This is a genomic window from Microbispora sp. H10885 (assembly GCF_014161415.1).
Taxonomy (GTDB): Bacteria; Actinomycetota; Actinomycetes; order Streptosporangiales; family Streptosporangiaceae; genus Microbispora; species Microbispora triticiradicis.
This window is the reverse complement of record NZ_JABBWY010000016.1, coordinates 25550-52096: the sequence shown is the minus strand read 5'-3', so window position 1 is coordinate 52096 and position 26547 is coordinate 25550. Positions and strand designations below refer to the sequence as shown.

Below are 26547 nucleotides of genomic sequence, written 5' to 3'. Positions count from 1 at the left end.
CGCGGGCGCCGTCAGCGGCGGAGCCGGTCGATCCGCTCCGCGACGAGGGACGCCATGACACGCTGTCCCTGCTGGTTGGGGTGCGCGGGCGCGACCCCGGCGGCCACGACGAGCGGTTCGACGAAACGCGCGTCGCCCGCGCACATGTCGTGCCCGATCGTCGGCGTGTACGTGTCGACGTAGACCGCGCCGCCCCGCCGGGCCTGCTGCCGGAGCATCCCGTTGAGCCGTTTCACCGTGTCCCGCAGGTAGGGGAAGTCGCCCCTGGCGAAGGGGACGACCGAGGGGCACGCGGCCCCGCTCTCGGGAAGCAGGGCGGGGTAGCCGACCAGCATGACCGTCGCCCGGGGGCTGCGCCGCCTGACGTCGGCCAGCATCGCGGCGATCCGGGGCGACAGGGCCCTGATGCGGCGGGCGAGTTCGTCGTGTCCGCTCTTCGCGTACTCCGCCCGGCACGGGCTGCCGGCGGGGTCGGACCGCGCGGCGGAGACACAGGTGCCGATGATGCCGGAGAAGCCGATGTCGTTGCCGCCGATGGTCACCGTGACCAGGGTCGTGTTCCTCGACAGGGCGCGTAACTGCGGGGCCTTGGCGCCCTGCCGGTGCCACAGGTCGCGGGTGGTCGCGCCGCCGCAGGTGGCGTCCCGGAAGGTGCGGGAGCCGTACGACCGGGCGAGCACCGACGGATAGTTGAGGCCGGAGCGCGCGCACTGCGGGTCCGTGGGGTCCGGCAGCCCCGCCCCGGACGCGTACGAGTCGCCGAGGGCGACGTAACGCGCGGTGACGGCGGTGCCGGCCGTGGAAGCGGTGGAGGCGGCGGCGACGGTGGCGGTGGCGACGGTGGCGGGCAGGAGTGGGGAGACCGAGGCGGCGAGCAGCGCGGCCGTCGCCGCGGTACGCCGGACGGAGCGTGGGGTGATGCCGAGGGCCACTGGGGAGCTCCATGGTCGGTTGCCGGTTGTGGGGTCGCTGTTGGACGCCCAGCTGGAGCCCCGGGTTCGCCTCGTCCGTCACCGCGACACCGCGCGCGGCCGGGCTGTGGTTCCGGCTGCGGTCAGGCGCGCGGCTCCTCGAACCGGTCGAGATAGGCGGTGTACCAGGCGCGTTCCTCCTCCAGCTGCGCGTGGCGGCCGGTGTAGACGTGGTCGAACAAGGCGTCCACCGGCGGATCCGGCATGGCGATGACGCCCTCGCGCAGTTCCATGGCGAGCCGGTCGCCCTCCTCGTCGACCTCCCGGAAGAACGCGTCGTCGGCCAGGCCCTCACGCAGGAGGAACGCCCGCATCCGCGCGATCGGGTCCTTCTTCCGCCACTCCTCCACCTCCTCGGCCGGGCGGTACCGCCCCGGGTCGTCGGAGGTGGTGTGCGGGCCCATCCGGTAGGTGTGGGCCTCGATGAGGAACGGCCCGTCGCCCCGGCGTACGTGCTCCAGGGCGGCCCTCGTCACGGCGAGGCAGGCCAGCACGTCGTTGCCGTCCACGCGCACGCCGGGGAAGCCGTAGCCCTGCGCCCGGCGGTGGATCGGCGTCCGGCTCTGCCGGTCCACGGGGTGGGAGATGGCCCACTGGTTGTTCTGGCAGAAGAAGACGACCGGCGCGTCGTAGACGGCGGCGAAGTTGAACGCCTCGCTCACGTCCCCCTCGCTCGCGGCGCCGTCCCCGAAGTACGCCACGACGGCCGAGGAGTCGCCGTCCCTGCGCATCCCCATCGCGTAACCCACGGCGTGCAGGGTCTGCGCGCCGAGGACGATCGTGTAGAGGTGGAAGCCGGTGTGGCGGGGGTCCCAGCCGCCGTTTGTCGTGCCGCGCAGCATCCCCATGAGCGTGAGCGGAGGGATGTCCCGGCACCAGGCGACGCCGTGCTCCCGGTAGGAGGGGAACACGTGGTCGTCCGGCTCAAGCGCGCGGCCCGAGCCGATCTGCGCGGCCTCCTGCCCCAGGCAGGGGATCCACATGCCCAGCTCACCCAGGCGCTGGAGGGCGAAGGCCTCCCGGTCCAGCCGCCGTACCAGCGTCATGTCGCGGTACAGCCCTCGGTACTGGCTCTTCGACAGGTCCAGGTCGTACCCGGGGTGCACGACACGTTCGCCTTCCGGCGTGAGCAACTGGACCAGATCTTCGGCCTCGTCCTGGCGCCGCACGTCGTCTCCTCTCTGAGAACGGTGAAGAACGCGAAGGACAATCATCGCGGGTGCCGGGCCTCTCGGCTCACCCGACATGGCCGACGTCCGCTTTCCACCTATTGGCCCCCCTATTGACACCGGACGCGGGTGACCTCAGTGTGTTGCGCATAGCGCTAGGAGTTTCGGCTTACACAACTGTGCCGACCTACAACCAAGGACGCCGATGATTCCTGTGTGTCCCCTCCGGTCCCTGCCGCGGGGAGAGGCGTTCCGCCTGGACGCCGAGCCGCCGATCGCGGTCTTCCACACGGAGGACGGGGAGATCTACGCCGTCGACGACACCTGCACGCATCAGGACGCCTCACTGGCGGACGGCTGGCTGGAGGGGTGCGAGGTCGAGTGCCCCCTGCACGCCTCGCGCTTCGACCTGCGGACGGGCAAGGTGGACAGTCCTCCCGCCAAGCTGCCGGTGCGGACGCACACGGTGGTCGTGGAGGACGACACGATCTACGTGATCCCGTCGCGGGAGCCGCAGCCGTGAGCCTGCCGCCCAGTCTGCCGCCCAGTCTGATCGCCACGCTGCCGGGCGCGTCCTACACCGACCCGGAAGTCTTCGCGCGGGAGTGCGAGCGCGTCTTCGAGGCGATGTGGTTCTGCGCCGTACGGGCCTCGGACCTGCCGAAGCCCGGGGCGTTCCGGACCGTGCAGGTCGGCGCCGAGAGCATCCTGGTCACCCGGGCGCGGGACGGCTCGATCCGCGCCTTCTACAACGTCTGCCGTCACCGCGGCGCGCGGCTGCGCACGGAGGAGTCCGGCGAGGCCAGGCGGGCCTTCCAGTGCCCGTACCACGCGTGGACGTACGACTTCGACGGCAGGCTGATCGCGGCCCCCAACCTCACCAAGATGCCCGACCTCGACCGGGTCGAGTACGGCCTGGTGAACGTGGCGGTGCGGGAGTGGCTGGGCTACGTGTGGGTCTGCCTGGCCGACGAGCCGCCCTCGTTCGAGGAGGACGTGCTCGGCGAGGTGCGCACCCGGCTCGGCGACGTGGCCTCCCTCGACAACTACGACGTCGCCAACCTGGCGCTCGGCCGCAGGATCCGGTACGACGTCGCGGCGAACTGGAAGCTCATCGTCGAGAACTTCATGGAGTGCTACCACTGCGCGACCATCCACCCGGAGCTGACCGAGGTGCTGCCGGAGTTCGCCGGCGGCTACGCGGCGCAGTACTACGTGGGCCACGGCGCGTCGTTCGGCGAGGAGATCCGGGGGTTCACGGTCGACGGCTCCGAGGGGCTCGACCGGATCCCGGGCATCCGGGAGGACCAGGACCGGCGCTACTACGCGATCACCATCAAGCCGCAGGTCTTCGTCAACATGGTGCCCGACCACGTGATCGTGCACCGGATGTTCCCGCTCGCGGCGGACCGGACGGTCGTGGAGTGCGACTGGCTGTACCTGCCGGAGGTCGTGGCGGCAGGCAAGGACGTCAGCCGCTCGGTGGAGCTGTTCCACCGGGTCAACGAGCAGGACTTCGAGGCCTGCGAGCGCACGCAGCCGTCGATGAGCTCCCGCACGTACGCCCGGGGCGGGGTGCTGGTGCCGAGCGAGCACCACATCGGCCTGTTCCATGATTGGGTACGCGGCAGGCTGAGTGAGGTCGGAGGAGATGCAGGGTGACGCGTAAGGCGCCTCGGGAGGACGTCGGAGACGAGCGGCTGGAGATCGGCTCGCCCAAGACATGGGCGGGCGGGGTCCCGGCGGTCGGCCACGCGCTGGGCACGGCATACCGCCAGATGGGCGCGGGGCGGACGCTGCTGACTCTGCTCCGGGTCAACCAGAAGACCGGCTTCGACTGCCCGGGGTGCGCCTGGCCGGAGGGCGACGGACACCGCAGCCCCGCCGAGTTCTGCGAGAACGGCGCCAAGGCGGTGGCCGAGGAGGCGACGGTCCGCCGGGTCACCCGGGACTTCTTCGCCGAGCATCCGGTGGACGAGCTGGCCCGGCGCAGCGACTACTGGCTGGGCCAGCAGGGCCGGCTCACCGAGCCGATGTACAAGCCGGCCGGTTCGGACCGTTACGAACCCATCTCGTGGCAGGACGCCTTCGGCGTCGTCGCGCGCGAGCTGCGCGCGCTCGACCACCCCGATCAGGCGGTCTTCTACACCTCCGGCCGCACGTCCAACGAGGCCGCCTTCGCCTACCAGCTCCTCGTCCGCCGGTTCGGCACCAACAACCTGCCCGACTGCTCCAACATGTGCCACGAGTCGAGCGGCTCGGCGCTGACCGAGACGCTCGGCATCGGCAAGGGCACGGTGCTGCTCGACGACCTGCACCGGGCCGACCTGATCTTCGTGGTGGGGCAGAACCCCGGCACCAACCATCCGCGCATGCTCACCGCGCTGGAACGGGCGAAGCGGGCCGGCGCGCGGATCGTGTCGGTCAACCCGCTGCCGGAGGCCGGGCTGCTGCGGTTCAGGAACCCGCAGAAGGCCTCCGGCCTCGCCGGGACCGGGACGGCGTTGTCCGACCGGTTCCTGCAGATCCGCCTCGGGGGCGATCTGGCGCTGTTCCAGGCGCTGTCGCTGCTCCTGCTGGAGGCCGAGGACGCCGCGCCCGGCACGGTGGTGGACCGCGAGTTCGTCGAGGCGCACACGCACGGCTTCGAGGACTGGGAGAAGCACCTGCGCGGGCGCGACGGTGGCGGTCCGGACTGGGCCGAGGTGATCGAGGCGACCGGGCTGACCCGCGCCGAGATCGAGGAGACGGCCCGCGACGTGCTCGCCGCCCGCTCGGTCGTGGTCTGCTGGGCGATGGGCCTCACCCAGCACCGCAAATCGGTCCCGACGATCAGGGAGGTCGTCAACTTCCTGCTGCTGCGCGGCAACGTCGGGCGTCCCGGCGCGGGCGTGTGTCCCGTACGCGGGCACTCCAACGTGCAGGGCGACCGGACGATGGGCATCTACGAGAAGCCCAAGCCGGAGTTCCTCGACGCGTTGGAGGCGGAGTTCGGCTTCCCGCCGCCGCGCGAGCACGGCCACGACACCGTGGAGGCCATCCGGGCCATGCGGGACGGGGACGCCCGGGTGTTCTTCGCCATGGGCGGCAACTTCGTCTCGGCGACGCCGGACACCGCCGCGACCGAAGCGGCCCTGCGCCGCTGCCGGCTCACCGTGCAGGTGTCGACCAAGCTGAACCGGTCGCACGCCGTGTGCGGCGAGCAGGCGCTGATCCTGCCCACGCTCGGCCGTACCGAGCGGGACGTCCAGGCCGGTGGCGAGCAGTTCGTCACGGTCGAGGACTCGATGGGCATGGTGCACGCCTCGCGCGGCCGGCTCCGCCCCGCGTCGGACGTGCTGCTGTCGGAGGTGGCGATCGTGTGCCGGCTGGCCCGCGAGCTGTTCGGCGACGACCCGCACGTGCCGTGGGCCGAGTTCGAGGCCGGCTACGACGCGATCAGGGAGCGCATCGAGCGGGTCGTGCCCGGGTTCGACGACTTCAACGCGAGGGTGCGCGGGCCGGGCGGCTTCGCGTTGCCGAACGCGCCGCGCGACGAGCGCCGCTTCCCCACGGCCACGGGAAAGGCGAACTTCACGGTGAACGCCCTGGAGGTGCTGCGGGTGCCGCCGGGCCGCCTCCTGCTGCAGACGATCCGCAGCCACGACCAGTACAACACCACGATCTACGGCCTGGACGACCGCTACCGCGGCATCAGGAACGGGCGGCGGGTGGTCTTCGTCCACGCCGACGACCTCGCCGAGCGCGGGCTAGCGGACGGCGACATGCTGGACATCATCAGCGAGTGGGCGGACGGCGAGCGGGTGGCCGAGGGGTTCCGCGCGGTCGCCTATCCGACGGCGCGGGGCTGCTGCGCGGCGTACTTCCCGGAGACGAACGTGCTGGTGCCCCTGGACTCGGTGGCGGAGACGTCGAACACGCCCACCTCCAAGAGCGTCGTCGTACGGCTGCGCCGTGCGGCGGAAGACACGGCGGGAGGCCCGGCGGGGGAGACGGCTATCCGCCGAGGCGGTGGCTGATCTCCTCGGCGCCCCGCAGCAGGACGGGGGCCGTCTCACGCATGCGCTCCTCGCTGAAGCGGTAGGCGGGCCCGGACGCGCTGACCGCCGCCACGACCTCGCCCCGGAAGGAGCGCACCGGGGCGGCGATCGCGTTCAGGCCCACCTCCAGCTCCTCCAGCGAAAGGGCGTAGCCGTGCTCGCGCACCCAGGCCAGTTCGCGTTCGAGGGCCTCCACGGAGGTCACCGTGCCGGGCGTGTATCGCTCCAGGCCGGCCGCGCGCAGCAGGTCCTCGCGGTGCCGCCGGTCGAGATGGGCCAGCAGGACCTTCCCGCTCGACGTCGCGTGCAGGGGCGTGAGCTGGCCCACCCAGTTGTGCGCGGTGACGGCGGCGGGGCCGCGCACCTGGTCGAGGTTGACCGCGTAGTGCGACCTCAGGACGGCGATGTTCACCGTCTCGCCGATCTCCTCGGCGAGCCGCCGGCAGACGGGCCTGCTCCGCTGCGTCACGTCCATCCGCATGGAGACGCTCCCGGCGAGGCGGACGAGGCCGAAGCCGAGGCGGTACTTGCCGCGGTCCTCGGCCTGCTCGACCAGCCCGCGTGCCTCCAGCGCGCCCAGCAGCCGGAACGCGGTCGACTTGTGCACCTCGATCTCGGCCGCGAGTTCGGTGACCCCGGCCTCCCCGCGCCTGGCGAGGATCTCCATGATGCTGACCGCCCGGTCCACGGACTGCACGCCGCCACCGGAGGCCTCGGACCTGGCGGCGGAAGCGTCGTTGCTCACAGCCGAGACTGTAGCGCTTCACCCGGAACGGCCAGCGATCATGACGATACGATTTGCACTAAACCTCCCCTTTTAGGCGGTCCCCGTACGGACGCGAGTGAGACGAGGGCAGATTGACCGCTCAGCAGTACGACTTCGTCATCGTCGGTGGCGGTTCCGCGGGCAGCGCGCTGGCGAACCGGCTGTCGGCCGACCCGTCCACCCGGGTGCTGGTCCTGGAGGCGGGCCGTCCCGACTACCTGTGGGACGTGTTCATCCACATGCCGGCCGCGCTGACCTTCCCGATCGGCAGCCGCTTCTACGACTGGAAGTACGAGTCGGAGCCCGAGCCGTTCATGCACGGCCGCCGGATCTACCACGCCAGGGGGAAGGTGCTCGGCGGGTCGAGCAGCATCAACGGGATGATCTTCCAGCGGGGCAACCCGATGGACTACGAGCGCTGGGGCGCCGATCCCGGGATGAAGAACTGGGACTACGCGCACTGCCTGCCGTACTTCAGGCGGATGGAGAACTGCCTGGCGGCGGACCCGGACGATCCCCGGCGCGGGCACGACGGGCCGCTCGTGCTGGAGCGGGGCCCGGCGGCGAGCCCGCTGTTCCCGGCCTTCTTCGAGGCCGTGCAGCAGGCGGGCTACCCGCTCACGGACGACGTGAACGGCTACCGCCAGGAGGGCTTCGCCCGCTTCGACCGCAACATCCGGCGCGGCCGCCGCCTGTCGGCCGCCCGCGCCTACCTCCACCCGGTGCGGAAGCGGCCGAACCTGGAGATCAGGACCAGGGCGTACGTCACGAGGATCGTGTTCGAGGGGAGACGGGCGGTCGGGGTCGAGTGCGACGGGCAGGTCATCCGGGCGGGCGAGGTCGTGCTGTGCGGCGGCGCGATCAACACCCCGCAACTGCTCCAGCTCTCGGGCGTGGGCAACGCCGCCGAACTGCGGGCCCTCGGCGTGGAGGTGGTCCACGACCTGCCCGGCGTGGGGGAGAACCTCCAGGACCACCTGGAGGTCTACGTCCAGCACGCCTGTAAGCGGCCGGTGTCCATGCAGCCGTACCTCAAGTGGCGGCACCGGCCGTGGATCGGTGCGCAGTGGCTGTTCCTGCGCTCCGGGCCGGGCGCGACCAACCACTTCGAGGCGGGCGGCTTCGTGCGGAGCAACGAGGACGTGGCCTACCCGAACCTGATGTTCCACTTCCTGCCCATCGCGGTGCGCTACGACGGCAGCTCCCCGGCCGGCGGGCACGGCTACCAGGTGCACGTCGGGCCGATGTACTCCGACGCCCGCGGCAGCGTGAAGATCAAGAGCGCCGACCCGGGGGTGAAGCCCGCCCTGCGGTTCAACTACCTGTCCACCGAGCAGGACCGGCGGGAGTGGGTCGAGGCCATCAGGGTCACCCGCGCGATCCTGGGCCAGCCGGCCCTCCAGGAGTTCAGCGCCGGCGAGATCTCCCCCGGGCCGTCGGTCGCGACGGACGAGCAGATCCTCGACTGGGTCGCCAGGGACGGCGAGACGGCCCTCCACCCGTCCTGCACCGCCAGGATGGGCGTGGACGAGATGTCGGTGGTGGACCCCGACAGCATGCGCGTGCACGGCCTGGAGGGCCTGCGGGTGGTGGACGCCTCGGTCATGCCGTACGTCACGAACGGCAACATCTACGCCCCGGTGATGATGGTCGCCGAGAAGGCGGCCGACCTGATCCTCGGCAACACCCCCCTCCCGCCCGCCGAGGCCGGCTTCTACCGTCACACGCCAGGGATCACGCCTTGACGGAGCCCGTGTCTGGGATCGATTCTGTTCCTCGATAAGCAAACAGGTGCGTATTACGCAACGACTGTGATCGGAAGGCGCTGCCCGTGGCGGACCTCTTCATCGGTGGCGCCTGGACCGACGCCGTCGCAGGCGGACGCCGTACGATCCGATGCCCCGCCGACGGCTCGGTCGTCGCGACCGTCGCGGAGGCCGGCCGCGCCGACACCGAGGCCGCGATCGCGGCGGCGCGGCACGCGTTCGACGCGGGCCCCTGGCCGCGTACGCCCGCGGGTGAACGGGGACGGCTGCTCCTGCGGACGGCCGATCTGATCGAGCGCGACAGGGCGTCGATCGCGCGGGCCGAGTCGCTGGACACGGGCAAGCGGCTCGCCGAGAGCGAGTACGACGTGGACGACGTCGTCCGGTGCTTCCGCTACTTCGGCGGCATCGCCGGCACCGACGCGGGCCGGGTGATCGACACCGGCAGGGCCGACGCGGTCAGCCGGGTGGTCCACGAGCCGCTCGGCGTGTGCGGGCTCATCACCCCCTGGAACTACCCCCTGCTGCAGACCTCCTGGAAGGTCGCGCCCGCGCTCGCCGCGGGCGACACCTTCGTGCTGAAGCCGAGCGAGCTCACCCCCAGTACGGCCGTCCTGCTGATGCGGCTGCTGGAGGAGGCGGGCCTGCCCCCGGGCGTGGCCAACCTCGTGCTCGGCGCGGGCCCGGAGGCCGGAGCGCCGCTCGCCGAGCACCCGGACGTCGACATGGTGTCGTTCACCGGCGGCCTCGCGACCGGGCGGCGGGTGATGGCCTCGGCGGCGGCGACCGTGAAACGGGTCGCGCTGGAACTCGGCGGCAAGAACCCCAACATCGTCTTCGCCGACGCCGACTTCGAGACCGCGGTCGACTTCGCGCTGACCGCGGTCTTTCTGCACTCGGGCCAGGTCTGCTCGGCCGGCGCCCGCCTGCTGGTGGAGGACCCGATCCACGACGCCTTCGTGGCCGAGGTCGCCCGCCGGGCCGAGGACATCCGGCTGGGCGGGCCGTTCGACCCCGAGGCGGAGACCGGTCCGCTGATCTCCGCCGCGCACCTGGCCAAGGTGGAGGCGTACGTCGAGGCCGGTCTCGCCGAGGGTGCGAAGCTCCGCTGCGGCGGGCGGCGGCCGGACGAGCCGGAGCTGGCCGGCGGGTTCTACTACCGCCCCACCGTGCTCGACGGATGCCACCGGGAGATGCGCGTGGTCAGGGAGGAGTCGTTCGGGCCGGTCCTCACCGTGGAGCGCTTCTCCGGCGAGGACGAGGCGGTCGCCCTGGGCAACGACACCGACTACGGCCTCGCGGGCGCCGTCTGGACGCGGGACGCGGGCAAGGCGCAGCGGGTGGCCGCCCGGCTGCGGCACGGGACGGTGTGGATCAACGACTACCACCCGTACGTGCCGCAGGCGGAGTGGGGCGGCTTCAAGCAGTCCGGGGTGGGCCGCGAGCTCGGCCCCACGGGCCTGGACGAGTACCGCGAGATCAAGCACGTGTGGCAGAACACCGATCCCCGTCCCCAGCACTGGTTCAGGCCGCGCGACGCCGGCCGAGGAGCGTGAACATGGAACACGTGACCACGACGGGCCCGCGCGTCGTCGTCATCGGGGCCGGCGTCGTCGGCGCGGCGCTCGCCGACGAACTGTCGGCCCGCGGCTGGACGGACGTCACGGTGGTCGACCAGGGCCCGGTGCCCGCGACCGGCGGCTCCTCCTCGCACGCGCCCGGCCTGGTCTTCCAGATCAACGGGTCGAAGACCATGACCCGGATGGCGCGCTACACCGTCGAGAAGCTCAGCTCGCTCGACCTCGACGGCGAGCCCTGCTTCCTCCAGGTCGGCGGCCTGGAGGTGGCCACCACCCCCGAGCGGCTCGCCGAGCTGCACCGGCGGCACGGCTGGGCCACCTCCTGGGGTGTCGAATCGCGCCTGCTCACCCCCGCCGAAAGCGCGGAGCTCTTTCCCCTGCTCGACCCCGGCGTCGTGCTCGGCGGTCTCCACATCCCCACCGACGGGATCGCCAAGGCCGTACGCGCGGTCGAGGCGCAGCTGCGCCGGGCCAGGTCGCGCGGCGTACGGGTGCTGGAGCGGCGCGAGGTGCTGGACATCCGCACCGAGGACGGCCGGGTGGCCGCGGTCGTGACCGGCCAGGGCGAGATCGCCGCGGACGTCGTGGTGTGCTGCGCCGGCATCTGGGGGCCGAAGGTCGCCGCGATGGCGGGCATGCCGCTGCCGCTCACCCCCCTCGCGCACCAGCTCGCCTGGACCGGGCCGGTGCCCGGGCTGGAAGGGCACACCGAGGAGGCGACGCTGCCGATCCTGCGGCACCAGGACGCCGACCTCTACTACCGACAGCGCTCCGGCGGCGTCGGCGTCGGCTACTACGGCCACCGGCCGATGCCGGTCCGGCCCGAGGACCTGCTGCCGGTGGACGAGGCCGAGGTGATGCCGTCGGTGCTCGCCTTCACTCCCGAGGACTTCGAGGACGCCTGGACCGAGACCCGGCGGCTGCTGCCCGGCACCCGCGCGGCGGAGATCGACGAGGGCATCAACGGGATCTTCTCTTTCACTCAAGATCACCTGCCCCTTATGGGCGAGTCGCCCGACGTGAAGGGCTTCTGGGTCGCCGAGGCGGTGTGGGTGACCCACTCCGCCGGGGTCGCCAGGGCGATGGCCGAGTGGCTGGTCGACGGCCACTGCTCGTCGTTCGACCTGCACGAGTGCGACGTCAACCGGTTCGAGCCGCACCAGCTCGCGCCCGACTACGTGCTGGCGCGCGGCTGCCGGAACTTCGTCGAGGTCTACGACATCATCCACCCGCTCCAGCCGATGGAGGAGCCGCGGCCGCTGCGCCTCAGCCCCTTCCACGCCCGGCAGCGCGAGCTGGACGCGTACTTCCTCGAGGCGTCCGGCTGGGAACGGCCGCAGTGGTACGGCGCCAACGCCCGCCTGCTGGAGGGCGGGGACATCCCGGCGCCCGGCGACTGGGCCGCCCGCTACTGGTCGCCGATCGTCGGCGCGGAGGCCCGGGCGTCCCGCGAGACCGTCGCGTTGTACGACATGACCGCGCTGAAACGCCTGGAGGTCGCCGGCCCCGGCGCCCTCGCCTTCCTCCAGCGGCTGACGACCGGCCAGATGGACAAGTCCGTCGGCTCGGTGACCTACTGCCTGCTGCTCGACGTGGACGGCGGCATCCGCAGCGACGTCACCGTCGCCCGGCTGGGCCGCGACACGTTCCAGGTCGGCGCGAACGGCAACCTCGACCTGGACTGGCTCCACCGCCACCTGCCGGAGGACGGGTCGGTCGTGGTCCGCGACATCACCGCCGGCACCTGCTGCCTCGGCGTCTGGGGGCCGCGCGCCCGCGACCTCGTGCAGCCGCTGACCGGCGCCGACTTCTCCAACCAGGGCTTCCGCTACTTCAGGGCCAAGAAGGCGTACGTCGGCGCCGTGCCGGTCACCGCGCTGCGGCTGTCGTACATCGGCGAGCTGGGCTGGGAGCTCTACACGACGGCCGACCTCGGCGCGAAGCTGTGGGACACGCTGTGGGAGGCCGGACGGGAGCACGGGATCATCGCCGGCGGGCGCGGCGCGTTCGCGAGCCTCCGGCTGGAGAAGGGCTACCGGTCCTTCGGCACCGACATGACCTTCGAGCACGACCCGTACGAGGCCGGGCTCGGATTCGCCGTCAGGATGGACAAGGGCGACTTCGTCGGCCGCGCGGCGCTGGAGCGGCGCAGGGAGAACGTGCGCCGCCGCCTCACCTGCCTGACCATCGACGACCCCGCCCAGGTGGTCATGGGCAGGGAGCCGGTGTACGACGGCGACACGGGCGTCGGCTACGTCACCAGCGCGGCCTTCGGTTACACGATCGGCAAGGGCATCGCCTACGCCTGGCTGCCCGCCGCGCTGGCCACGCCCGGCCGGACGCTGGAGATCGGCTACTTCGACCGCCGGGTGACCGCCGTGGTCGCCGAGGAGCCCCTGTTCGACCCCGCGATGGAACGACTGCGCGGGACCGGGGAGGCCCGATGAACCCCCTGCCCGATTCCCTGCCTGACCACCCCGACCGGCTGTGGCGCTCCGCCGAGCCCAAGCGGTCGTACGACGTGGTGATCGTCGGCGGCGGCGGCCACGGCCTCGCCACGGCGTACTACCTGGCCAAGAACCACGGGATCACCGACGTCGCGGTGCTGGAGCGCGGCTGGCTCGCGGGCGGCAACATGGCCCGCAACACCACCATCATCCGGTCGAACTACCTGTGGGACGAGAGCGCGGGCATCTACGAGCACGCGCTGAAGCTGTGGGAGGGCCTGGAGGAGGACCTCGGTTATCCGCTGCTGTTCAGCCAGCGCGGCGTGCTCAACCTCGCGCACAGCCTTCAGGACGTCCGCGAGAGCGTGCGCCGGGTCAACGCCAACCGGCTCAACGGCGTCGACGCCGAGTGGCTGACGCCGGAGCAGGTCAAGGAAATCTGCCCGATCGTCGAGATCTCTCCGGACGTGCGCTACCCGGTGCTCGGCGCCACCTTCCAGCCGAGGGCCGGGATCGCCAAGCACGACTACGTCGCCTGGGGCTTCGCCAGGGCGGCGGCGGACCTCGGGGTCGACCTGGTCGAGCACTGCGAGGTGACCGGCCTCGACGTGCGCGACGGCCGGGTGACCGGGGTGCGGACCACCCGCGGCCCGATCGCCGCGAAGAAGGTCGCGCTGGCCGCCGCCGGACACTCCTCGGTGGTCGCCGGGTTCGCGGGCGTGCCGCTGCCGCTGCAGAGCCACCCGTTGCAGGCGCTGGTGTCGGAACTGCTCGAACCGGTGCACCCCACCGTGGTCATGTCGAACGCCGTCCACGTGTACGTCAGCCAGGCGCACAAGGGCGAACTGGTCATGGGCGCCGGAATCGACACGGCCAACTCCTACCGGCAGCGCGGGGCGTTCCACATCATCGAGCGGCAGATGGCGGCCGCGCTGGAGCTGTTCCCGGTCTTCGCCCGCGCGCACGTGCTGCGCACCTGGGGCGGCGTCGTGGACGTCACCCCCGACGCCTCACCCGTCGTCGGGCTCACCCCGGTCGAGGACCTCTACGTGAACTGCGGATGGGGCACCGGCGGGTTCAAGGCCACGCCTGGTGTCGGCTGGTGCTACGCGCACACCGTGGCGACCGGCGAGCCGCACCCGCTCAACGCCCCCTTCTCGCTCGACCGGTTCACCACCGGCAGGCTCGTCGACGAGCACGGCGCCGCCGCCGTCGCCCACTGACTTTCGGAGTGCTGATGCTGCTGATCGCCTGCCCGTGGTGCGGGCCGCGGGACGAGGCCGAGTTCCACTACGGAGGGCAGGCGCACGTCGCCCATCCGGAGGACCCGGCCGCCCTCTCCGACGAGGAGTGGGCCCGCTACCTGTTCTTCCGTGACAACCCCAAGGGCCTGTTCGCGGAGCGGTGGAGCCACGCGGCCGGGTGCCGTCGCTGGTTCAACGCCGTACGGGACACCGCCACCAACGAGATCCACGCCGTCTACCGGGCCGGCGAGCCGCGGCCGGTGATCACATGAGCGGCCGGCCGTACCGCCGCGAGGGTGTGACCGGGCGGGTCCTGCGCTTCCGGTTCGACGGCCGCGACCTCGAAGGCCTGGCGGGCGACACGCTGGCTTCGGCGCTGCTGGCCAACGGCGTGCGCACGGTCGCGAGCAGCGTCAGGCTCGGCCGCCCGCGCGGCGTCTACGCCGCGGGCTGCGAGGAGCCCAACGCGGTCGTCCAGATCGAGGAGCCGTTCCCCGAGCCGATGCTCACGGCCACGACCGTCGAGTTGTACGACGGCCTGGTCGCCACCAGGCTCCCGGGGCGGGGAAGGCTGGCCGACCGGCCCGACCCGGCGCGGTACGACGCCGTCCACGCGCACTGCGACGTGCTCGTGGTGGGCGCGGGACCGGCCGGCATCACCGCCGCGAGTGTGGCCGCGCGGGCCGGTGCGCGGGTCGTTCTCGCCGACGAGCGGCCCGAGCCGGGCGGCGGCCTGCTCGGCACGACCGAGACGGTGGACGGCCGGCCGGGCCGCGCGTGGGCGTCCGCCGAGATCGCCGCGCTGGCCGCCCTGCCGGAGACGCGCGTGCTGCGCCGCACCACCGTCATCGGCCACTACGACGACAACTACGTCGTCGCGGTCGAGCGGCGGACCAACCACCTCGGCGCGGCGGCCCCGCCCGGCATGGCGCGCGAACGCGTCTGGCGGATCCGCGCGAAGCGTGTGGTGCTGGCCACCGGCGGGCACGAGCGGTTCGTCGCCTTCGCCGGGAACGACCTGCCCGGCGTCATGCTGGCCGGCGCCGCCCGCACCTACGTCAACCAGTACGGCGTGCTGCCCGGCCGCCGTGCGGTCGTGTTCACCACCAACGACACGGCCTACGCGGCGGCGCTCGACCTCGCCGACGCCGGGATCGAGATCGCCGCCGTGGCCGACGTACGGCGGGAACCGGGCGGTATGGGGGCGGACCGGGTGTGGGCGGACCGGTGCGCGGAACGCGGCATCGAGGTCCTCACCGGGCACGTGGTGACGGCGGCGCAGGGCGAGGGCGAGGTCACCGGGGCCGAGATCGCCCCCCGCTCCGGCCACGGGACCAGGGAGGTCGCCGCCGACCTGCTGCTCGTGTCCGGCGGCTGGACGCCGGTGGCACACCTGTTCAGCCAGGCCGGGGGCACCCTGCGGTACGACGAGGGGCTGGGCGCGTTCGTCCCCGGCGAGACCCGTCAGGCGGCCGAGGCCGCCGGGTTCGCCGCCGGCGTGACGACGCTGCGCGACTGCCTGGCGGACGGCGCCGAGGCGGGCCGCCGCGCGCTGGCCGCCCTCGGGTTCGGTGCGCCTGGGGTTGCCGTGCCGGTGGTGGAGGAGGAGCCCGCCGCCGCGCCCGCCGAGCATCTGTGGCTGGTGGAGTCGGGCGACTACGGCACCCACTTCGTGGACCTGCAGCGTGACGTGACGGTGGCGGAGGTGCTGCGCGCGACCGGCGCGGGCCTCACCTCGGTCGAGCACGTCAAGCGCTACACAACCTCGGGCACGGCCCACGACCAGGGCAAGACCTCCGGCCTGCTGACCAGCGGCGTCGTAGCGCACGCCCTCGGCGTCGACGTCGCCGGGCTCGGGACCACGACGTTCCGCGCGCCGTACACGCCGGTCTCGTTCGCCGCGCTGGCGGGCCGCGACCGAGGGCCCCTGCACGACCCGGTGCGCGTCACCGCCGTGCACGAGTGGCACGTGGCGCGCGGCGCGCTGTTCGAGAACGTCGGGCAGTGGAAGCGGCCCTGGTACTACCCCCGGCCCGGTGAGGACATGGGCGCCGCGGTGCTGCGCGAGTGCGCCGCCGTACGGGAGGGCGTGGGCGCGATGGACGCCTCCACACTCGGCAAGATCGACGTGGTCGGCCCCGACGCGGGGGTGTTCCTGGACCGGCTCTACACGAACATGATGAGCACCCTCAAGGTCGGCTCCATCCGCTACGGCGTCATGTGCCGCCCCGACGGCATGGTCTTCGACGACGGCACCGCCATCCGCCTGGCGGACGACCGCTACCTCGTCACCACGACCACCGGCAACGCGGCGGCGGTGCTCGACTGGATGGAGGAGTGGCTGCAGACCGAGTGGCCGGACCTGCGGGTCCGCTGCACCTCGGTCACCGAGCAGTGGGCGACGGTCGCGCTCGCCGGGCCGCGCTCCCGCGAGGTGCTCGCGGCCCTCGCCCCCGGCCTCGCCGTCGGCAACGCCGACTTCCCCTTCATGACCTGGCGGGACGCCGAGGTCGCCGGGATCGAGGCGCGGGTCTGCCGGATCAGCTTCTCCGGCGAACTGGCCTACGAGATCAACGTCTCGTCCTGGTACGGGCTCGCCCTGTGGGAGGCGGTCATGGCGTCCGGCGAGGTCACGCCGTACGGCACCGAGACCATGCACGTGCTGCGGGCGGAGAAGGGATACCCCATCGTCGGCCAGGACACCGACGGCACGGTCACCCCGCAGGACCTCGGCATGGAGTGGATCGTCTCGAAGAAGAAGGCCGACTTCGTCGGCAGGCGGTCGTACGCGCGGGCGGACACGTCCCGGCCCGACCGCAGGCACCTGGTGGGCCTGCTGCCGGAGGACCCCGGCGTGCTGCTGCCCGAGGGCGCGCACCTCGTGTCGTCCCCGGCTCTGCCCGCGCCGCCGGTGCGGGCGCTCGGCTTCGTCACCTCCAGCTACCGCAGCGCCGCGCTCGGCCGGACGTTCGCGCTCGCGCTGGTCAGCGGCGGGCGCGGGCGCGTCGGCGAGCGGTTGTACGCGCCGGTCGGGGACGACCTGGTGCCCGTGACCGTGACCTCCCACGTCCTGTACGACCCGGAAGGAGCCCGCCGTGACGGCTGAGTCTGTGGCTGGGTCTGTGGCTGAATCCGCGATCGGGCGCAGGAGCCCGGCGGCGGCGTACGCCGCCAGGTTCGCGGCGGCGAGCGCGGGCGGCGCGATCCGCCTGGCGGAGATCCCCTTCCTCACGCACCTGAACGTGCGGGCCGACCCCGGGAGCCCGGCGGCGGAGCGGATCGGGGCGGCTCTAGGCGTGCCGCTGCCGGTGGAGCCGGGCACGGTGACGGAGGGAGGCGGCCTGAGCGTGCTGTGGCTCGGGCCGGACGAGTGGCTGGTCGTCGGCCCCGACGGCGCCGCGCGGGAACTGACCGCGCGGATCCGGGACGCGGCGGCCGGCGAGCACGTCTCGGTCGTGGACGTGTCGGCGCAGCGCACGACCCTGGTGGTCGCCGGGGAGCGGGCGCGGGACGTGCTGGCGCACGGCTGCGCGCTCGACCTGCACCCCCGGGTGTTCGGCCCCGGCCGGTGCGCGCAGACCCCGCTGGCCAGGACCGGGGTCGTCCTGGTCGCCGTGGAGGACGGCTTTCACGTGCTCGTCCGCTCCTCCTTCGCGGCGTACGCGGCGGAGTGGCTGCTCGACGCGTCCGTCGAGTACGCGGCCGCCGAGTACAGGGGATGAAAGGCGGCTTCGCGGCGTGACGTACCATCGAGGGCGCTCGTGAGGAGGCCGCTTTCGAACCCCGGTGGGAGACCATGTTCCGCACGCTGATGAAGTCGAAGATCCACCGCGCCACCGTCACGCAGGCCGATCTGCACTACGTCGGCTCGGTGACGATCAGCGCGGACCTCATGGCCGAGGCGAACCTCGTCGAGGGCGAGAAGGTCGACATCGTCGACATCGACAACGGCAACCGCCTGTCGACGTACGTCATCGAGGGCCCGGCGGGCTCCGGGACGATCGGCATCAACGGCGCCGCCGCCCGGCTCATCTCGGTCGGCGACCTCGTGATCATCATCGCGTACGCGCTGGTCGCCGAGGAGGAGGTCAAGGCGCTCAGGCCGCGCGTCGTCTTCGTCGACCGGGACAACAAGCCGGTCCACGTGGGCTCCGACCCCGCCGCCGTGCCCGACGGCATGGGCCTGATCCCCGGCGACCGGGTGAGGCAGGCGATCGGCATTCCGGAAGAATAAAAGCCATATGTGCGGCGGAATAGACAAATGGTCATTGTATCGACACCGTGACCGGGGAAAGATCTGAATATCGCGGCGAATTCCGCCTTGACATGTGTGCGGCCGTCGGTTCTGATGAAATAAGAATCGACGGAAGAGAGGGCACGGCATGGCTGGGGAAGACGACAAAGTCAGCATCGAACTCTCCGGTGAGGAGCTCCGCACTCTTTCCATGGACAATCTCCGGGAGCTGCAGGAGCGGTTCGGGATGGAAATCTCCATCCACTCCACGCGTACGGCGATCGACACCATTCTGCGGGACATCGGCCGCGAGGGCGGTGGGCTGACGGCGGAGTTCACCCGCGGGTTCGACCGCACGTCCCCCGGCTACGACCGCTACTACAACCGCGACATCCCCACCTCGCTGCCCGGCGAGGAAATCGTCCTGCCGCCCGTGCAACCCTGAGCGCGATGCCTGCGGAGACGGCCGACGGCCGGATCATCCCGGATTACTTGCTGCTCAAGCTGGCCAGCCGGTGCAACATCAATTGCGATTACTGCTACTGGTTCCGCGACTCGTCGGTGTACGAACGACCGCCGCTCCTCACTGAGGAAGCGGAGCGGGCGTTACTGCGCCGGCTGGCCGAGCACATCGCCGAGCACGATCTCCGGCGTTTCTCGATCCTTTTTCACGGAGGTGAGCCGCTGCTCCTCGGAAAGCGGCGTTCCCGGGCGTTGTTCGAGGCGTTGCGGGAATTGGAATACGACACGGGAACCAAGCTCAAGCTCAGCATGACCACCAACGGCCTGCTGCTCGACGACGAATGGGCGCGGATCCTGTGCGCCAACGAGATCCACGTCACGATCAGCATCGACGGCCCGCCGCAGGTGCACGACCTGCGGCGCAGGGACTTCCGCGGGTTCGGCACGCACAAGGCGGTGCTGCGCGCCTTCGAGGTGATGCGCCGGCATGGCGTCTCTCCAGGCGCCCTGGCGGTCTGCGATCCGGCCGCCGACCCGGTGGCCGTCCTGCGGTACTTCCTCGACGACCTCAAGGCCGACGTGGACATCCTGGTCCCCGACGCCACCCATGAGGACACCCCCGCCTCGATCGCGCCGTTCTACTGCGGCCTGTTCGACGTCTGGTACGACGAGTACGCCGACCGTGGGGTCACCGTGCGCTTCCTGTCCAGCCTGGTCAAGGGCCTGCTCGGAATGCCCAGCAGGTCCGAGTCCATCGGGTACGGCCAGATCACGACGATGACGATGTTGACCGACGGCAGCCTGGAGGCCCTGGACGTGCTGCGCACCTCGCGCCAGGCGATCACCAGGAGCACGCTGAACGTGATCGACGACCCGCTGGTCGCCATCAACGAGGACCCCACCTGGCAGGAGATCCGCCACGCCTCGACCAACCTGGCCGACGTGTGCCGGCGGTGCGTCTACCGCTACGCCTGCGGAGGCGGTCACGTCGCCTCGCGCTGGTCGCCCGAGCGGCGGTACGACAACCCCAGCGTCTACTGCGAGGACTACAAGGTGATCCTCGGCCATATCTGGAGCCGCGTCGGCCCCGACCTCCAGTTGGAGTTCGAGGACCACAGCCGGGTGCCGTTGCTGGAGGTGATCAGATGACCGGGCTGCTGCTGGCCGGCACCGAGGTGCGGACCGACCCCTTCCTCCACGCCACCGTCTCCCAGGTCTTCGCCGACGATCTCGCGGGGGCCCTCACCGAAGAACTGTCCGGCATCGAGGGGTGGAATCTGCATCGCGGCCGGTTCTTCGAGCAGTACGAATGCGACCTGCTGCGGCATGCTCCCATGGGCGGCCTGCTCGGCCCGGAACTGATCGACCGGCTGCGCACGTGGGCGGCCGACCTGCTGATGGTGGAACTGGCCGAGCGTGTGCAGGTCGTCGCCCACCGGCTCATACCGGGCCAGGGCATCGGGCTCCACAACGACGCGCCCGACGCCGACGACGAGACCCACCGCCTGGTGGTCCACCTCGGCACCGGATATCGGGACGACCACGGTGGCCATCTGGTGCTCTTCAGCGAGCCGAGCATCGAGGCGGTCGACCGGGTGCTGCGCCCGCTGCCCAACACCGGGCTGGTCTTCGCCGCCTCCGACGACTCCTTCCACGCGGTCACACCGGTACGCGCGGGCGTCCGCCACTCGGTCGTCTTCTCCTTCTGGCAGCGCCACCGGGACCGCCTGCACGCGGGCGCCGACCGGATCGCGCACTCCGGGGGCACCCTGGCACAGCACCTGAAAGGCGTCCACGACCTGCTGCGGCGGTGGGGGGCGCCGGAACCCGTCTGCGTCGCCGGTCACCTGCACAGCGTCTACGGGACGGAGTACTTCTCGACGGGCGCGCACGGCGACCCGCCCGATCGCGAGCGGTTATGCGCCGAGGTCGGGGCCGAGGCCGAGCGGCTCGTCTGGCTGTTCTCCGTCTGCGCACGCGCGTCGCTGCCACACGCCGCGCTCGGCGCGGACCTGAACGACCACCGCGATGGCGGCGTGGTGCCCGCGACCGAGGACGAACGGCGCGCTCTCCTGCTCATCGACCTGGCCGACACCGTCGAGCAGCTTCCCAGAGTGCCGATCGACGAGGACGGCCTGCACTGGGAACGGGCGCGCTTCGAACCCGTCGCCCACCTGCTCCCTCCGCAGGGCATGGCCGCTCTCGATCAGGCGATCGCCGCTCGCAGGTCGGGACGGCCATGAGAAGAGCCCTGATCGACGTCCTGGGCAGCACTCCGGCCGACGCCGCGGTGCGTGCGCTGGCGACCGTCCACGAAGACCGGGTGCCCCTCCTGGAGAGTGCCTGGGACAGCAGAGCCACCGCGCATCTGCTGCCGGCGCTCCCGCCCGGCGCCGCCCGAGACCCGGATCTCTCCGCGGTGAGCCGGGAGCTTCTGGGCTGTCCGGTGAGGCGGCTGCCGCTCGTCAGCGCCTGGCGCCCGCCCGCACCGGACCGGCCCGCGTGCATGGTCGCCGCGAGCCACTCCTGGGCGGCCGTGGCCTTCGCCCGGGCGGCGCGCCACGATCCCAGGCCGGCTCATCTCGTGCACATGGACGCGCACGACGACTTCGCGCCGCCCCCGCCCGGGCGGTTGCCGCCCTTGGGCGACCCCGCCGCCGTCGCCGCGTGGGTGATCGCAGGTCGGTTCGGCATCGGCAGCTTCATCAGGCCGTTCGCCGACGCCGGGATCATCCACACCGTCTGGCAGGTGCAGCGCCCGTCGCTGCGCACCCCGCCCACCCGGACCGTCACCGAGCCCGCCTGGCTCGACATCGACCTCGACTGCCTCTGCAACGCCCTGGACGACCGCAACCCGGAGCCGCTGATCGGGGAGGCCGAGCTCCGGACACGGCTCGCGCACATGGCGGACCACATCCGCGCCGCCTTTCCCGTACGGCCGGCTCTGGTGACCGTCGCCCTTTCCCCGGGCTTCTTCCCGGCGGCGCTGTGGCGACCGGCGCTGACCGGGCTGCAGGACCTGCTCGGCCGGCAGTGGCCGGCTCTGCGCCTGCCGTTCGCGCAGCCATGACGCGGTGACCTGCGTCGGCCCGCCTCAAGCCGGGTGAACCGCCACCTCCTCCATCGGTTCCCCGCCGGGCGAGAGCACAGCCCCGGCGGGGTGTCGGCGTGCCGGGCGTCTCGCGCTGCCGAGCGCCCCTCGGGATTCGGTTTTCCGGCTCATCGGTAATCCTGGGGTCTCCGGAGGGACTACTGGGTGTGGACGATCCCGAAGAACGATTCACCGCCCTCTACGACCGGCACTACCGGGCCGTGCTGGGCTACGCGTTGCTGCGGGCCGAGCACGGCGTCGCCGAGGACGTGTGCAGCGAGACGTTCCTGGTCGCCTGGAGGCGCCTGGGCGAGCTGCCCGAGCCCGTGCTGCCGTGGTTGCTGGGCGTGGCCCGCAACCTGCTGGCCAAGCAGCGTGACTCACGCGGACGGCGGCAGGCGCTGGTCGACCGCATCGCCGCGCTGAGCACCGAACGCGACGCCGTGGCCTGGGACGTGGCCGACCACGTCGTGGACCGGACGACCGCGCTGGCCGCGCTCGCGACCCTGCCGGAGCAGGACGTGGAGGCGATGGCGCTGGCGAGCTGGCACGGCCTGCCGCCCGAGCAGGCCGCCACCGTGATGGGCTGCTCCACCCGCACCTACAACGTGCGGTTGCACCGTGCCCGCAAACGGTTGAGCCGGGCGCTGCGCGCCGAACCGGCCGGGAGTGCCAAGCGCCCGCGAGCGGTCGAACACGGACAGCGGTTCGCGGAGGAGGCGTGATGGACACCGGGCAATCTCGTAACACTCCCCAGGAGGAGCACATGACCGAGCGCATGTTCGCCCAGCTCAAGCCTGAGCGGCTGGACGAGCTGACCGAGGTGGCCCATCGCCGCCGCCGTACGGACGATCTCGCCCGGGCCTTCCGGACCCCGGCCGCGCCGCCGCGGCGCGTCCCTTCGCTCGGACGCCGCCCGTGGTTCCTGGGGGGTGTGCTGGCGGCGGGGCTGGCCGCCGCCGTGATCGTCGTGCCCGGGGTGACCCCCGATTCGGGCCCGGCCGTCCCCGGCGCCGTCGGGCCGCCCGGGGGGAACTCGCACGACGTCGCCGCCGCGCCCGGTACTGACGCACCTACCACCGGCGCACCCACCACCGAGGTCCTTGACGCGCGTACCGTGCTGCTGGCCGCCGCCGAGAGCGCGTCCAGAGCCGAGGCCGGCACCGGGCACTACTGGTACACACGCGACCGCACCTTCAGCCGCCACGTCGTCGACGACGACGCGTACGCCACGAGGCTGAAGGCCCTCGTCGCCGAGCGGGACAAGAGGGCGGCGTCGGGCTCCCGGCAGGCCGCCGACCGGTGGTTCGAGGACAAGGTGACCGAGCTCAAGAAGAACCCCGCGCCGCTGCCTTACGTCGTCTTCTCCGCGAGCACGGACGAGACCTGGCGGGCCCGCCGGAAGGGGGACGCCAACCGCAACGTCAGCAGGTCGGACGGCAGGCTGACGTTCGGGTCGCCCGAGGACGAGCGGAAGTGGCGCGCGTCAGGTGCGCCCCGGCTCGTCAAGGGCGGCGAGAGGAGTTACGAGGACCGGCTCGACCGGGTCCTCTCGATCGACAACCCCGGCATCACCATCCGCAACGTCGACCGGCTGCCGACGGACGAGAAGGTGCTGGAGCGGCGGCTGCACGACCTGTACCGGGCACGCCCCGGCGGCGGCGCGAACGAGGAGGACTTCTCCGTGTACCTGTGGCAGACGGCCGTCGACCTGCTGAACGCCCCGATCACGCCGGGCACCCGCGCGGCGCTGTTCCGGGTGCTGGCCGGTGAGCGAGGGCTGACCGCCCTCGGCGATCGCGCCGACGCGCTGGGGCGTACGGGGGCGGCCCTGGCGGCGAAGGGCCCCGGCGACGACGGCGGATCGATCGAGTACCGGATCATCATCGATCCCGACTCGGCCAGGCTCCTGCAGTACGAGGTGGTCGGCGACGGCGAATCCGCGCCGAACCTCCGGGTCAGCCTGGAGGAGGCCGGCTGGGTGGACGATCTCCGCGAACGTCCCTGAACGGCATATAAGGGCGGCCGGGGCCAGATCCGTTCTGATCGAATGGGTCGCACGCCCCGGCCGTTTCCGTCTCTCACGTTGCGATGCGCACGAGGGAAATATCGGTTATCGCCCCAAAAAGAGAGCGCACCTGTAACTCCAACAAATGGCTTGCGCGGGCGTGCCTGCGTCGGGTTGGTGTGGAAGAATTAATACAGGCATTCGAATTGGATGGGGAGGTGTGATGGATCTGTTCGATAGCGATCCTGTGCCCCTCCCTCACTCGAACGATAATGGTGATGGCGACTGGTGGGATCAGCTCATCGCCGGCTCGCCCCTTTGGTCGTCCGAGGGCGCACTTGCCCGTGAGTACGTGCCGATCGTCGCTCCTGATGCGCCAGAGCATGCGAGCCGATTCGGCACCCCGGCAACTTTTCCCTTCATTCGAGCATTTGCGACTCATGCCGGTACCGCTGCCGTTGACGACTCCAGCACTGACGACTCCATCGATGACGAAACCGCGAATGGCCCCGCCTCTGATGGCGCTCCTGACCACCATGCCGACATCCCCGGCCCTGGAGTCGGTTCCGCCGCCGCTGCCCCTCACGCAGGAGATGCCGACAGCGGCGCCCCTGCCGGTGCCGATGCCGCGCGCACTGATGCCGCGCGCACGGATGCAGGGCGCACCGATGGCGGTGCCGCCGACGGTGCTTTTCCTGACGGTGATTCTCCTGGTTGTGCTTCTCATGACGCGGCTTCTCCGGGATGGCGCTGGGGATACCCGGGTACCTGCAGCGGCGCTTCCGGCGGCGTTTCCGCTGGTGCTTCTGGTGGTGATGCCGGTGGTGCGTCTGGCGGTGCCGAGGGCGCCGGCCGAAGCGATGTGGGCCCGGATCGGGATGCTTCTGGTGCTGGTGGGTCGTCGTCGTGGGTGGCGGTGGCGGCTGTTGGTGAGGCGGCGCGGGTGGTGGCGCTGGTGGCGGTGCCTGAGTCGGCGGAGGTGTGTCTGGCTGAGGCCGAGGAGTTGCTGGCGGCCCGGGACCGGATCACTTCGGCGTTGGCTGCCCGGGTAGGGCGGGTTCATCGGGCTGGGGAGGCGAGGAACCATGGGCATGCCTCCACCAGGTTGTGGCTGCGATCCGTTGGCGGGATGACGGTCCCCGGGGCTGGTCGGTTGGTGACGATGGGCATGGAGTTGGGTCGTCTGTCGCGGGTGCGTGAGCGGTTCGCCGAGGGCAGCCTGGCCGAAGGCATTGTGGAGGCGATCTGCACCGCCACCTCCGGGTTGACCGATGAGCAGGCGACGACGGCTGAGGGGATTTTGCTGGAGTTGGCGGGTTCGGCGGGTGCGGCGGAGGTGGCCAAGGCGGGGCGGTATCTGCGGGCGGTGCTGGACCCCGACGGCCACGAAAGCGATGAGCAGGCCGACTTCGACCGCCGGTTCTTTCGGGTGCGGCGGCGCCGGAACGGCGGGCTGGAGGGAGAGTTCTACCTCCCGGTCGAGGCCGCGGCGCGGTTGCAGCACCTGCTGGATGTCTATGCAAAGCCGAAGGCCGAGGGCGATGACCGGACGCTGAGTGTGCGGAACGCGGATGCGGTCATCGCGTTCCTGGAGAACAAGATCGCGGCCGAGCTTCTGGTGCTGGTCACCGCCGAATCCCTCCCCGCCGACCCCCCAGCCGACAAACCCGGAGCCGACAACCCCGCAGGCACCACCCCCTCAGGCGATCCCACAGCCGGCCCCTCAGACGACCCTACTGCCGGTCCCCCAGATGACCCCACTACCGACGGTCCCGCAGGCACCGACCCCTCAGCTGGACACCCCACCACCGACTCGGTAGACACCGACCCAGGCCCTGGTCCCGACCCTGATCCCGCCCCTTCGGGCACCGGCCCCTCAGACCCAGACCTCTCAGACCCAGCCCAGAACGATGACCCTGGCCCCGGGCCTGACGCCTGGACTGCTGAGGACTTCGACATCGACGCCTGCGCGACCTGCGACGACGCCACCGACGCCGACGCAATGGACGCCGACAGCGAGCGCTCCGCCGCCGACCTCGACGAGCAGTGGAGTGATTGCCCGGCCCGTGACTGCCCGGCGGAGGGTTACCGGCATGCCTCCGGAACCGGCGAGGCGCAGCGTGGGATGCCGAGGGCGGCTTGCAACGGCGCGCCGGAGGCGGGGGCCGATGCCCCGCCGTGGGCGGAAGGCAGCGCCCGGCTGGGAGGCAGCGCCCGGCCGGGGGGAGATGCTCGGGTGGGGCGCGAGACCTGGCCGGGAGGCCGGGCGTGGCTGGGAGGCAGCGTCCGGCGGGAAGGTGATGCCTGGGAGGGGGTGGGGGTGAACAGTCCGCCGCCGGGGGTGTGGTTGCGGGGGTTGCCGGGGTTGATCCTGGCGACCGGGCATCTGCTGCCCGTCTCCAGTGTGCACCGGTTGGCCCGTACCAGCACTTTGGTGCGGATCGTGATGGACGCCGGTGGGCAGGTGCTGGACATGGGCCGCAAGGTGAGGTTGGCCACCCCGGCGCAGCGGCGGGCGGTCTTCGCGCGGTATGCGACCTGCTGGGTGGACGGCTGCCCGCTGCCGGCCACGATGTGCCAGATCGACCACGCCGAGGACTGGTGCAGCGGCGGGCTGACCGACCTCAAGCTGCTGGGACCGGCGTGCCAGTTCCACAACCGCGACCGCTACCGCCACCCCACCCGCTACACCCGCCGCAAGATCGGAGCCGACCGCTGGGCCTTCACCTACCGCAACCCCCGCACCACTCGGCGGGTGAGGACATGAGG

Annotated in this window: 22 protein-coding genes; 18 read left to right on the top strand and 4 right to left on the bottom strand. The window is 71.7% G+C overall.

Annotated elements, in window-relative coordinates:
- Positions 1-11: 11 nt before the first annotated feature.
- Together HHX37_RS33000 and pdhA are read right to left on the bottom strand one after the other, a co-directional pair.
- The gene (locus HHX37_RS33000) at positions 12-932 is read right to left on the bottom strand and encodes an SGNH/GDSL hydrolase family protein (protein ID WP_182887906.1); all 921 of its coding nucleotides are present in this window, start codon (positions 930-932) and stop codon (positions 12-14) included.
- A gap of 122 nt (positions 933-1054) precedes the next feature.
- Entirely contained in the window at positions 1055-2185 is a 1131-nt protein-coding gene (gene pdhA / locus HHX37_RS32995) for a pyruvate dehydrogenase (acetyl-transferring) E1 component subunit alpha (protein WP_182877464.1), read from the bottom strand.
- Positions 2186-2345: 160 nt separating this feature from the next.
- Here pdhA and HHX37_RS32990 point away from each other — a divergent pair, with 160 nt between their 5' ends.
- Genes HHX37_RS32990 through HHX37_RS32980 form a run of 3 tightly spaced genes read left to right on the top strand, consistent with a single transcriptional unit; the run spans position 2346 to position 6159 of the window.
- The gene (locus HHX37_RS32990) at positions 2346-2663 is read left to right on the top strand and encodes a bifunctional 3-phenylpropionate/cinnamic acid dioxygenase ferredoxin subunit (RefSeq protein WP_111699825.1); all 318 of its coding nucleotides are present in this window, start codon (positions 2346-2348) and stop codon (positions 2661-2663) included.
- Positions 2660-3802 (top strand): aromatic ring-hydroxylating dioxygenase subunit alpha, encoded by a 1143-nt coding sequence (locus tag HHX37_RS32985; RefSeq protein WP_310738270.1) that lies wholly within the window; start codon positions 2660-2662, stop codon positions 3800-3802. The genes HHX37_RS32990 and HHX37_RS32985 overlap by 4 nt, the downstream gene beginning before the upstream one ends.
- On the top strand, positions 3799-6159 hold the full coding sequence (locus HHX37_RS32980) for an FdhF/YdeP family oxidoreductase (RefSeq protein ID WP_182887905.1): 2361 nt from the start codon (positions 3799-3801) through the stop codon (positions 6157-6159). Before HHX37_RS32985 ends, HHX37_RS32980 begins: the two co-directional genes overlap by 4 nt.
- On the opposite strand, the gene HHX37_RS32975 is transcribed toward HHX37_RS32980, so the two are convergent.
- Positions 6137-6925 (bottom strand): IclR family transcriptional regulator, encoded by a 789-nt coding sequence (locus HHX37_RS32975; protein WP_310740647.1) that lies wholly within the window; start codon positions 6923-6925, stop codon positions 6137-6139. The genes HHX37_RS32980 and HHX37_RS32975 overlap by 23 nt on opposite strands.
- Positions 6926-7038: 113 nt before the next feature.
- On the opposite strand from HHX37_RS32975, the gene betA reads away from it, so the two are divergent.
- The 14 genes from betA to HHX37_RS32910 all read left to right on the top strand — a co-directional run bounded on the left by betA (position 7039) and on the right by HHX37_RS32910 (position 23778).
- Positions 7039-8691: a choline dehydrogenase gene (gene betA, locus HHX37_RS32970; RefSeq protein WP_182882614.1), complete on the top strand. Its 1653-nt coding sequence runs from the start codon at positions 7039-7041 to the stop codon at positions 8689-8691.
- Between the two features lie 86 nt (positions 8692-8777).
- Entirely contained in the window at positions 8778-10268 is a 1491-nt protein-coding gene (locus HHX37_RS32965; protein WP_182882615.1) for an aldehyde dehydrogenase family protein, read from the top strand.
- 2 nt (positions 10269-10270) lie between these two features.
- Entirely contained in the window at positions 10271-12739 is a 2469-nt protein-coding gene (locus HHX37_RS32960; RefSeq protein WP_182887904.1) for a GcvT family protein, read from the top strand.
- Positions 12736-13962 (top strand): sarcosine oxidase subunit beta family protein, encoded by a 1227-nt coding sequence (locus HHX37_RS32955; RefSeq protein WP_182887903.1) that lies wholly within the window; start codon positions 12736-12738, stop codon positions 13960-13962. The genes HHX37_RS32960 and HHX37_RS32955 overlap by 4 nt, the downstream gene beginning before the upstream one ends.
- Positions 13963-13976: 14 nt before the next feature.
- A complete protein-coding gene (locus HHX37_RS35975) occupies positions 13977-14255 on the top strand; it encodes a sarcosine oxidase subunit delta (RefSeq protein ID WP_208759153.1) in 279 nt (92 codons plus the stop codon).
- On the top strand, positions 14252-17089 hold the full coding sequence (locus HHX37_RS32950) for a 2Fe-2S iron-sulfur cluster-binding protein (RefSeq protein ID WP_220503342.1): 2838 nt from the start codon (positions 14252-14254) through the stop codon (positions 17087-17089). The genes HHX37_RS35975 and HHX37_RS32950 overlap by 4 nt, the downstream gene beginning before the upstream one ends.
- A 16-nt stretch (positions 17090-17105) precedes the next feature.
- A complete protein-coding gene (locus HHX37_RS32945) occupies positions 17106-17705 on the top strand; it encodes a sarcosine oxidase subunit gamma (RefSeq protein ID WP_182887902.1) in 600 nt (199 codons plus the stop codon).
- 74 nt (positions 17706-17779) lie between these two features.
- Positions 17780-18217: an aspartate 1-decarboxylase gene (panD, locus tag HHX37_RS32940; protein ID WP_182887901.1), complete on the top strand. Its 438-nt coding sequence runs from the start codon at positions 17780-17782 to the stop codon at positions 18215-18217.
- 148 nt (positions 18218-18365) lie between these two features.
- Positions 18366-18662: a hypothetical protein gene (locus HHX37_RS32935; protein WP_182882619.1), complete on the top strand. Its 297-nt coding sequence runs from the start codon at positions 18366-18368 to the stop codon at positions 18660-18662.
- Positions 18663-18667: 5 nt separating this feature from the next.
- Complete coding sequence (locus tag HHX37_RS32930) at positions 18668-19828, top strand: radical SAM protein (protein WP_182882620.1); 1161 nt, start codon at positions 18668-18670, stop codon at positions 19826-19828.
- Positions 19825-20922: a 2OG-Fe(II) oxygenase gene (locus HHX37_RS32925; RefSeq protein WP_182887900.1), complete on the top strand. Its 1098-nt coding sequence runs from the start codon at positions 19825-19827 to the stop codon at positions 20920-20922. The genes HHX37_RS32930 and HHX37_RS32925 overlap by 4 nt, the downstream gene beginning before the upstream one ends.
- The gene (locus tag HHX37_RS32920; RefSeq protein ID WP_182882622.1) at positions 20919-21749 is read left to right on the top strand and encodes a hypothetical protein; all 831 of its coding nucleotides are present in this window, start codon (positions 20919-20921) and stop codon (positions 21747-21749) included. The genes HHX37_RS32925 and HHX37_RS32920 overlap by 4 nt, the downstream gene beginning before the upstream one ends.
- A 188-nt stretch (positions 21750-21937) precedes the next feature.
- Positions 21938-22495, top strand: a complete 558-nt coding sequence (locus HHX37_RS32915; protein WP_182887899.1) for an RNA polymerase sigma factor — start codon at positions 21938-21940, stop codon at positions 22493-22495.
- Between the two features lie 41 nt (positions 22496-22536).
- Positions 22537-23778 carry a hypothetical protein gene (locus HHX37_RS32910; RefSeq protein ID WP_182887898.1) on the top strand — a complete coding sequence of 414 codons (1242 nt, stop codon included), beginning with the start codon at positions 22537-22539 and terminating at the stop codon, positions 23776-23778.
- Between the two features lie 73 nt (positions 23779-23851).
- On the opposite strand, the gene HHX37_RS32905 is transcribed toward HHX37_RS32910, so the two are convergent.
- Positions 23852-24505 (bottom strand): hypothetical protein, encoded by a 654-nt coding sequence (locus tag HHX37_RS32905; protein WP_182887897.1) that lies wholly within the window; start codon positions 24503-24505, stop codon positions 23852-23854.
- Positions 24506-24640: 135 nt separating this feature from the next.
- Here HHX37_RS32905 and HHX37_RS32900 point away from each other — a divergent pair, with 135 nt between their 5' ends.
- Positions 24641-26545: an HNH endonuclease signature motif containing protein gene (locus HHX37_RS32900; RefSeq protein WP_310740654.1), complete on the top strand. Its 1905-nt coding sequence runs from the start codon at positions 24641-24643 to the stop codon at positions 26543-26545.
- Positions 26546-26547 lie beyond the last annotated feature (2 nt).